The organism is Selenomonas sp. oral taxon 138 str. F0429, from assembly GCF_000318175.2.
Lineage (GTDB): Bacteria > Bacillota > Negativicutes > Selenomonadales > Selenomonadaceae > Centipeda > Centipeda timonae.
This window is the reverse complement of sequence record NZ_KB290952.1, coordinates 143,006-150,541: the sequence shown is the minus strand read 5'-3', so window position 1 is coordinate 150,541 and position 7,536 is coordinate 143,006. Positions and strand designations below refer to the sequence as shown.

The 7,536-nt window shown below is 57.1% G+C and carries 8 protein-coding genes; all 8 read left to right on the top strand.

Features of this window, described 5'->3' with window-relative positions:
• On the top strand, positions 1-403 hold a 403-nt coding region (locus HMPREF9163_RS10690; protein ID WP_009441809.1), incomplete at its 5' end, for an iron transporter.
• A 121-nt stretch (positions 404-524) separates the two neighbouring features.
• On the top strand, positions 525-1,790 hold the full coding sequence (locus tag HMPREF9163_RS10685) for a DUF2318 domain-containing protein (RefSeq protein ID WP_009441808.1): 1,266 nt from the start codon (positions 525-527) through the stop codon (positions 1,788-1,790).
• 21 nt (positions 1,791-1,811) lie between these two features.
• A complete protein-coding gene (locus HMPREF9163_RS10680) occupies positions 1,812-3,095 on the top strand; it encodes an ABC transporter permease (protein WP_009441807.1) in 1,284 nt (427 codons plus the stop codon).
• Between the two features lie 3 nt (positions 3,096-3,098).
• Entirely contained in the window at positions 3,099-4,232 is a 1,134-nt protein-coding gene (locus tag HMPREF9163_RS10675) for an FtsX-like permease family protein (RefSeq protein WP_009441806.1), read from the top strand.
• Between the two features lie 13 nt (positions 4,233-4,245).
• Positions 4,246-4,905 carry an ABC transporter ATP-binding protein gene (locus HMPREF9163_RS10670; protein WP_006693515.1) on the top strand — a complete coding sequence of 220 codons (660 nt, stop codon included), beginning with the start codon at positions 4,246-4,248 and terminating at the stop codon, positions 4,903-4,905.
• A gap of 2 nt (positions 4,906-4,907) precedes the next feature.
• The gene (locus tag HMPREF9163_RS10665) at positions 4,908-5,378 is read left to right on the top strand and encodes an FMN-binding protein (RefSeq protein ID WP_037347062.1); all 471 of its coding nucleotides are present in this window, start codon (positions 4,908-4,910) and stop codon (positions 5,376-5,378) included.
• 101 nt (positions 5,379-5,479) lie between these two features.
• A complete protein-coding gene (pepD, locus tag HMPREF9163_RS10660) occupies positions 5,480-6,934 on the top strand; it encodes a beta-Ala-His dipeptidase (RefSeq protein ID WP_009441804.1) in 1,455 nt (484 codons plus the stop codon).
• Between the two features lie 124 nt (positions 6,935-7,058).
• The gene (locus HMPREF9163_RS10655) at positions 7,059-7,535 is read left to right on the top strand and encodes a Fur family transcriptional regulator (RefSeq protein ID WP_009441803.1); all 477 of its coding nucleotides are present in this window, start codon (positions 7,059-7,061) and stop codon (positions 7,533-7,535) included.
• The last annotated feature ends 1 nt before the right edge of the window (position 7,536 follow it).

Sequence of the window (7,536 nt, the reverse complement as noted above, 5' to 3'; positions counted from 1 at the left end):
CTTCCAGCCGGTCACGATGGAGCCTGCCGGCATGAGCCTCCCGGCAGATCAGGCGGACATCCATATTGAAACGGATATCCATGCAACCGAGGGCAACGAGTGCGGCTTCGGTGTTGGTGAGTGGATTCCCTATCTGACGGTGCACTACAAGTTCACGAAGCGTGAGACGGGCGAGAGCCTCGAGGGCGTATTCATGCCGATGAGCGCAGACGATGGTCCGCACTACGGCGCGAATGTCAAGATGCTCGGCGCGGGCACCTATGACTGCGAGTTCTCGATCGACAGCCCCGCACGTCAGAATTACATGCTCCACACCGACAAGGAGACGGGCGTTCCGGGTCATTTCTGGACCGAGCCGGTCAAGATGAGCTGGGTGTTCAACTACGTTCCGCGTAAGTGGTAATTTCAGCTACTCCCGGACGATGACGGCGTGGGATTCCTGTGCCGCAGATTGTCCTGCCGGAATTAGAATGGCTGCCGTCCTTCGGGGACGGCGGCTTTTCTAGTAGGAAAGGGTTATTACAATGTTACAGGCGTTTCTACAACAATTGGTGCCGGCGCTCGAAGAGAGCATCAAGCTCGCCGTGCCGCTCGGTATTCTGCTTGCAATCATTCTGCCCCTGCCGAATCAAAGCATTCGCCATACGTTTGTGCGCGTTTTGAAATGGGGCTTTTTCCTCTCGCTCTTTATGACTGCCGTGCGTGTCGGTACAAAGTCCGCAGTCAACCGCGAGATTTTCGAGAGCATGGCAATCGGTGTCGATCTCGTGGGCGCGCTCGTTCTCTGTACGATCCTCCTGCGCAGCCTGCATCGCGAATGGACCTCAAAGGAGGAGCGCGTCTTCCGCCTCGGAACAGGGGCTCTTGCGCTTGGCATCTTCCTCTATCACGGGTTGGAGCTTTGGCTGATCCCCGTTGCTACGGTTCAGGTTGCGATGGGAGATTATTTCACACTCATCTTCTTTGTGAAGATGCTCGGCTTTTTCGGCGGCATCTTCCTCGGCTTCCTCTCTGGGTATCTGGCGTACCATGCGGCAGCTGCCCTCAACCACGGGCGTCTCGTTTTCGTCTTTACTGTGCAGATGGCGGCGACTGCCGTGCAGCAGGTCATATTCGTCATGACGGTTATGATGGCGCGGCAGGGGTTTGGTGCAGAAAGTCTCATTTCTTTCATGGCATCGTTCATCGACAATCAGAACAAGATCATCTATGCGATTTACTTCGTTTCGATTCTCGTTCCTGTCACGCTCTTTCTGCAGCCGCGCCCCGAGCGTCCCGGTTGGGCAAATCCCGCGCAGTACCGTCAGCTGCTCGCCCGCGCGATTCGGCGCAAGCGCTGGGGATCGGGACTTCTTGCAATGCTCGTCCTGACAATCCTCATATCGAGCGTCGGCGGCTGGTATGCGAACAAGAAGGAGCAGCTTGTCCCTGCCGTTGCAGTCAAGGCGGAGGACGGCCTTGTGCAGATTCCGCTCGAGGAGGTTTCGGACGGACATCTCCACCGTTATGCCTTCCGTGCCTCAGATGGGACGGAGGTGCGTGTCATCATCGTACAGAAGGGCGGCTCTGCGTTTGGTGTGGGTCTTGATGCGTGTGAGATCTGCGGACCGACGGGGTACCTCGAGCGCGACGGACAGATCGTCTGCCGCCTCTGCGATGTCGTTATGAACAAGGCGACGATCGGCCTTCCCGGCGGCTGCAACCCGATCCCCGTGGAGTACCGCGTGGCAAACGGTGCGGTGCAGATCGCAGGGGATACGCTTGAAGCGGCACGCATTCACTTCCGCTGACGGCATGAGAGGAGGAAAGCCATGTTTTGGCAAATGGTAAAAGGGGCGCTCATCCGTCAGCGCGGGAGGTTCATCCTCATCGCACTGACGGTCGCCCTTGGCGTTTCGCTCGCGACTGCCATGCTGAATGTCATGTTCGACATCGGCGAGAAGGTCAATCAGGAGCTGAAGGCATTCGGTGCGAACATCACGGTAACACCACGCAACTCGATGGTGCTCAAGGATCTTTACGGCGTGGAAACCACGAAGAGTACACATCGTGAATACCTCGAAGAATCGGATCTCGGCAACATCAAGACAATTTTCTGGACGAACAACATCGTCGCATTTGCCCCATCACTGACGACGAATATGACGCTTGCGGACGGTGAGACCGTTCCACTCTTCGGCACGTGGTTCGAGCATACGCTCACGCTGCCGACGGATGAGGTCTACACTACGGGTGTAAAATTTATGAAGTCGTGGTGGCACGTCGACGGTGACTGGGCGGATGATACGCAGACGGATCAAGTGCTCGTCGGTACAAAGCTCGCACAAAAACTCGGTGTGTCGGCGGGCAGTACACTCTCGTACAAGAAGCCGGACGGTTCGGATGGCACGCTGACGGTCACCGGCATCCTTTCGGGCGGCGGCGATGAGGAGAACCAGATTGTCGGCTCACTTGCTCTTGCGCAGAATCTTGCAAACGCTGCGGGGAAGATCGATCAGGTCGAGGTCAGTGCGATGACGACACCGGAGAATGATCTTGCACGCAAGGCGGCAGAGAACCCGAAGTCGCTCTCACAGGCGGAGTATGACATCTGGTACTGCACCTCATATGTCGGCTCGATCGCCTACCAGATCGAGGAGGTCATGCAGAATGCAGCGGCACATCCCGTGCGCCAGATCGCAGAGTCCGAGGGCAAGATTCTCGGCAAGACGCAGCTCCTTATGCTGCTGATTACGGTGCTCTCGCTGCTCTCTTCGAGCCTCGGTGTCAGCAACCTCATCAGTGCGAACATCATGGAGCGCAGCCGTGAGCTCGGACTTCTCAAGGCGCTCGGCGCGACGAATCTCGCGGTCGTGCTCTCCGTGCTTGCGGAGATCTTTATCGCGGGGATTATGGGCGGCATCCTCGGCTATGTCGTGGGGCTTGGCTTTGCTCAGCTCATTGGCGAGAATGTCTTTGGCTCGGGCATTGCGGTCAATCCGTATGTCATTCCGATCATTGCCGTGCTCATGTCGCTCGTGCTGATCATCGGGAGTGTGCCCGCGATCCGTATGCTTCTGTCGCTGCAGCCGGCAGAGGTTCTCTATGGCAGGTGATGAATGATGAATCGATATAAAATGTTCTTTATCATGGTCGCCAATTCCCTCTTGCGACGGCGTGCACGCATGGCAATCGCTCTGCTCGCCGTCGCCATCGGGGCGACGATCATCTCGGGCATGATTACGGTCTACAAGGAAGTCCCCGAACAGATGGGACGCGCATTCCGCGCATACGGGGCGAACCTGCTCATCCTGCCGGGCGCGGACACGGGCGTGATTCAGGAGAGTTCGATTGCCGCTGTACGGAAATCTCTCTCGGGCTATGAGATCGTCGGCATTACACCGTTCCTTTACGATACACTTCTCATCAACCATCAGACGGTCATGGCAGGCGGGACGGATTTTGCCGTGCTGCAGGAAGTCAGTCCATATTGGCAGATCCGTGGTGAATGGCCGACGGCAGGGGAGAAGGAGATTTTGCTCGGTGCGGAGTTTGCGTCAAAGCTGCGCGTGAACCCCGGCGATACGATCACCGTCTCGGGCGGTGAAGGGACGATCGTGAGCGATTATCGTGTGTCCGGTATTGTTCGCACGGGCGGGAATGAGGAAAACTTTGTCTTTGTCTCCCTGCCCGATATGCAGAGCATGAAAGAACGCCCCGGTGAGCTGAGTCTTGCGCAGGTTTCCGTTGTTGCGGGGCAGGATGAGCTGACGCGTGCGGAAGAAAAGATCCGCACGGATGTGCCGGGCGTTGAGCCGCAGCTGGTCAAGCAGATTGCCCAGTCCGAGGGCACAGTGCTCGGGAAACTGCAGGCACTCGTGCTCATTGTCACCGTTGTTGTCCTTGTCCTGACACTGATCTGTGTCTCGACGACGATGATGGCGATTGTGACGGAGCGTCGCCGTGAGATCGGTCTGAAGAAGGCACTCGGTGCGGATAACCGCCACATTGTTGCGGAGTTTTTCGGAGAAGGGTGTCTCCTCGGCTTTCTCGGCGGCGTGCTCGGCTCGGGCTTTGGCTATCTCTTTGCCCAGAGTGTCAGCGTCAACGTGTTCGGACGCGGCATCGAGTTCTCGGCGACCATCGTAGTCGTTGCTCTTGTCATGTCCATCTTTGTCACGGGGCTTGCATCGCTCCTGCCCGTGCGCATTGCGACGAATGTAGATCCCGCGATTATCCTGCGCGGCGAATGAGGAGGAATAACGCATGAGTTTGCTTGAACTGCGGCACGTTTCCAAGGCGTACAATGAAAAGGTGCTCGCTCTGGACGATGTCAATCTGAAGGTTGAAAAAGGCGAATGGCTTGCGGTCATGGGCCCCTCCGGCTCGGGCAAGTCGACGCTCATGAACATCATCGGCTGTATGGACAGTGCGACGAGCGGCGAGGTCATCCTCGACGGCGAGGTGCTGACAGATGCGACACCGGAGGAACTGACGCGCTACCGCCGCGACAAGATCGGCATCGTCTTCCAGCAGTTCCACATGATCCCGTATCTCACGGCGGTCGAGAACATCATGGTTGCGCAGTATTACCACAGCATGCCCGACCGTGACGAGGCAATGGCAGCACTCGAGCGCGTCGGACTTGCCGACCGTGCGAGCCATCTGCCGAGCCAGCTCTCGGGCGGCGAGCAGCAGCGCGTCTGCATCGCGCGCGCCCTCATCAACTACCCCGTTCTCATCCTTGCAGATGAGCCGACGGGCAACCTCGACGAGCAGAACCAGAAGCTCGTCATGAAGATCTTCCACGAGCTGCACGACGAGGGGCATACGATTCTCACCGTTACCCACTCCGCCGAGGTCGGCGATGAGGCACAGCGCTGTGTCATCATCGAACATGGTCATATGCGTGAAAGGACGGCATGAGCATGAAGAAAACAGTTCTGGGAGTCGCGGTGCTCCTCTCGATCGGCGTTATGCTCGTCGGCTGCGGCGACGAGAAAAAGGATGCGCCGAAGGATGCGGCAAAACCCGCTGCACAGGCGGTGTCCGTTGATCTGACGGGCGCGAAGGACGGCACATATGCGGCGGACAGCGCCAAGCACGAGCAGCTTGGCTACTCGCATGTCGAGCTTACGATTGAAAACGGCGCGATTGCGAAGGTCGTCCATACGGGCTTTGACAAGGACGGCAAGCAAAAGGATGAGAACTACGGCGCGGATAAGCCCGAGGGCGTTCGCAAGAAGGCGCAGAACGCCTACAAGGCGATTGGATCGTACGCAAGCCAGCTTGAGTCGAAGAAGGATCTCGCGAAGGTCGACGCCATTGCGGGCGCAACCGTCAGCTACGACCAGTTTAACGAGGCGGTCGCAAAGGCGGTCGAAGCGGCGAAGAAGTAAATCGTATACGTATAAAATGGAAGTCGTCATACATCTTGTGTGGCGGCTTCTTTTTGTCTGTGGTACAATAGGGAACATAGTTACAGTCAGGAGGCAATACTATGATAGACGATGCAAAATTGTTGGAGACAGTTATCGGAGAGTTTGAGGCACTGACGCACATTCCGCGTCCGTCGGGACATGAGAAAGCCGTCAGTGACTATCTGAAGAAACGGTTTGAGGAGCTCGGCTGCTCGGTGACGCAGGACGAGGCGCTGAACATCATCGCGGAACTCCCCGCGACGAAGGGCTGCGAGGCTGCGCCGCGCACGATCCTGCAGGGGCACATGGACATGGTCTGTGTCGCGAAGCCGGGCGTAATCTACGATCCGCTGAAGGATCCAATCAAGCTTGTCCGTACGGAGGATGCGCTGACGGCGGACGGTACGAGCCTCGGCGGCGACGACGGCATCGGCGTTGCGGAGATCTTGACCGCGATGCAGCATACGGAGGAACACGGACCGCTGCGCGCCATCGTTACGGTCGATGAGGAGCAGGGGATGTCGGGGGCGCGGCATCTCGCTGCGGATCATCTGAAGGAGGCGCGCTTCCTCATCAACTGCGACTCCGAGGACTACCATATTATGACCGTCGGCAGTGCGGGCAGTGTCAACCTTGACTTCTCGCGTACGCTCTCGCGCAGGGAGTCGGAGCTGCCCGCCTATCGCATCGCGGTGGAGGGCTTGCTTGGCGGGCATTCGGGGGAGCGAATCGGCGATGGGCGCGGCAATGCGATTCGCACGCTCGCGCTTGCACTGCAGGCACTTGAGGCACATGGTAAAATTGAGATTGTCACATTCACGGGCGGTACGGCGCGCAACGCCATTCCTCCGACGGCAGAGGCGGTCATTCGGACAGGTATTAACGAGCGTGAGATTGTCAATGTACTGGTCGCAGAGGAGAAGCGTTTTCATGCGCTCTATGGCACGGCCGATCCCGGAATGAAGTTTGCATTTACTACGGTGGAGAATGCAGGGCGCGTCATCGGCGAAGCAGAGGAGCGTGACCTCATCGACCTGCTCACGCTCCTGCGTACGGGCGTGCATGATATGTCGCATCTGCACGTGGATAAGGTGGAGACCTCGGCAAACCTCGGCGTCCTCCGCATGGACGAAAACGATGTGCACGTTCAGTTCTTCCCGCGCTCCTCGGTGAATGAGCGTCTGGACGAAATCATTGTGATGGCGCGGACGATGGCAGAGCGTACGAATTTCAACCTCACAGTGGGATCGCAGTCGCCCGCATGGCGTGAGCGCGAGAACAGCGTCCTCGCGAAGCTCATGGGCGAGGTCTATGCCGCGCAGAACGGCGGTGCAGCGATGAAGATTGAGAGCATCCATGCAGGCCTTGAGACCAGCTGGCATGCAGCGAAGAATCCGGAGCTGGACATGGTGTCCATCGGCGTGACGACGACGGGCATCCACACACCTGCCGAGCGTGTCGAGATTGCCACGATTGTTCCGGAAGCGAAACTGCTGATGGGAACCCTGCGCCGTATTGCACAGGAGAAGGAATAAACGGATATTCTCAATTAGTTTTTCATCTCTATAGAAAAAAGTTGTGGACTGTGCTATACTATTCTCATTGATTGTGATTATATATTGGAGAGTTATTATATAATAACATGCGGAGGGAAAAAGTATGGCAGAGACCTATACGATGGAAGATCTGAAGAAACGTCTGCAGGCAACGCAGCGCAAGATGACGCCGCAGCGTCAGATTGTTCTGCAGGTAATATTGGATCATCCGAGCGAGCATCTGAGCGCGGAGAAGATCTACGATATCCTGCGCGGCACGGAGTCGGAGATCGGTCTTGCGACGGTCTACCGCAGCCTTGAGATTCTGGTGTCGCTCGGGATTCTGCAGAAGATCGAATTCGGCAAGGAATTCGACAAGCGCAACAAGGGTTCGTACTCCTACGAGCTGAACCCGATTGATCCGAACCAGCACTTCCATCATCATCTCATCTGCACGGAGTGCAAGGAAATCTCGGAGTTCGAGGAGGATATGCTCGATCATCTGGAAGAGGATATCTTTAAGAAGACGGGCTTCAAGGTTGAGAATCACCAAGCAAAGTTTTTTGGCATCTGCAAAAACTGTCAGGAGAAGCAGAAATAGG

Bases quoted from the DNA above. Each gene is read 5' to 3' on its own strand.
- HMPREF9163_RS10685 (WP_009441808.1), top strand. From the start codon at position 525: ATGTTACAGGCGTTTCTACAACAATTGGTGCCGGCGCTCGAAGAGAGC.
- HMPREF9163_RS10680 (WP_009441807.1), top strand. From the start codon at position 1,812: ATGTTTTGGCAAATGGTAAAAGGGGCGCTCATCCGTCAGCGCGGGAGG.
- HMPREF9163_RS10675 (WP_009441806.1), top strand. From the start codon at position 3,099: ATGATGAATCGATATAAAATGTTCTTTATCATGGTCGCCAATTCCCTC.
- HMPREF9163_RS10670 (WP_006693515.1), top strand. From the start codon at position 4,246: ATGAGTTTGCTTGAACTGCGGCACGTTTCCAAGGCGTACAATGAAAAG.
- HMPREF9163_RS10665 (WP_037347062.1), top strand. From the start codon at position 4,908: ATGAAGAAAACAGTTCTGGGAGTCGCGGTGCTCCTCTCGATCGGCGTT.
- pepD (WP_009441804.1), top strand. From the start codon at position 5,480: ATGATAGACGATGCAAAATTGTTGGAGACAGTTATCGGAGAGTTTGAG.
- HMPREF9163_RS10655 (WP_009441803.1), top strand. From the start codon at position 7,059: ATGGCAGAGACCTATACGATGGAAGATCTGAAGAAACGTCTGCAGGCA.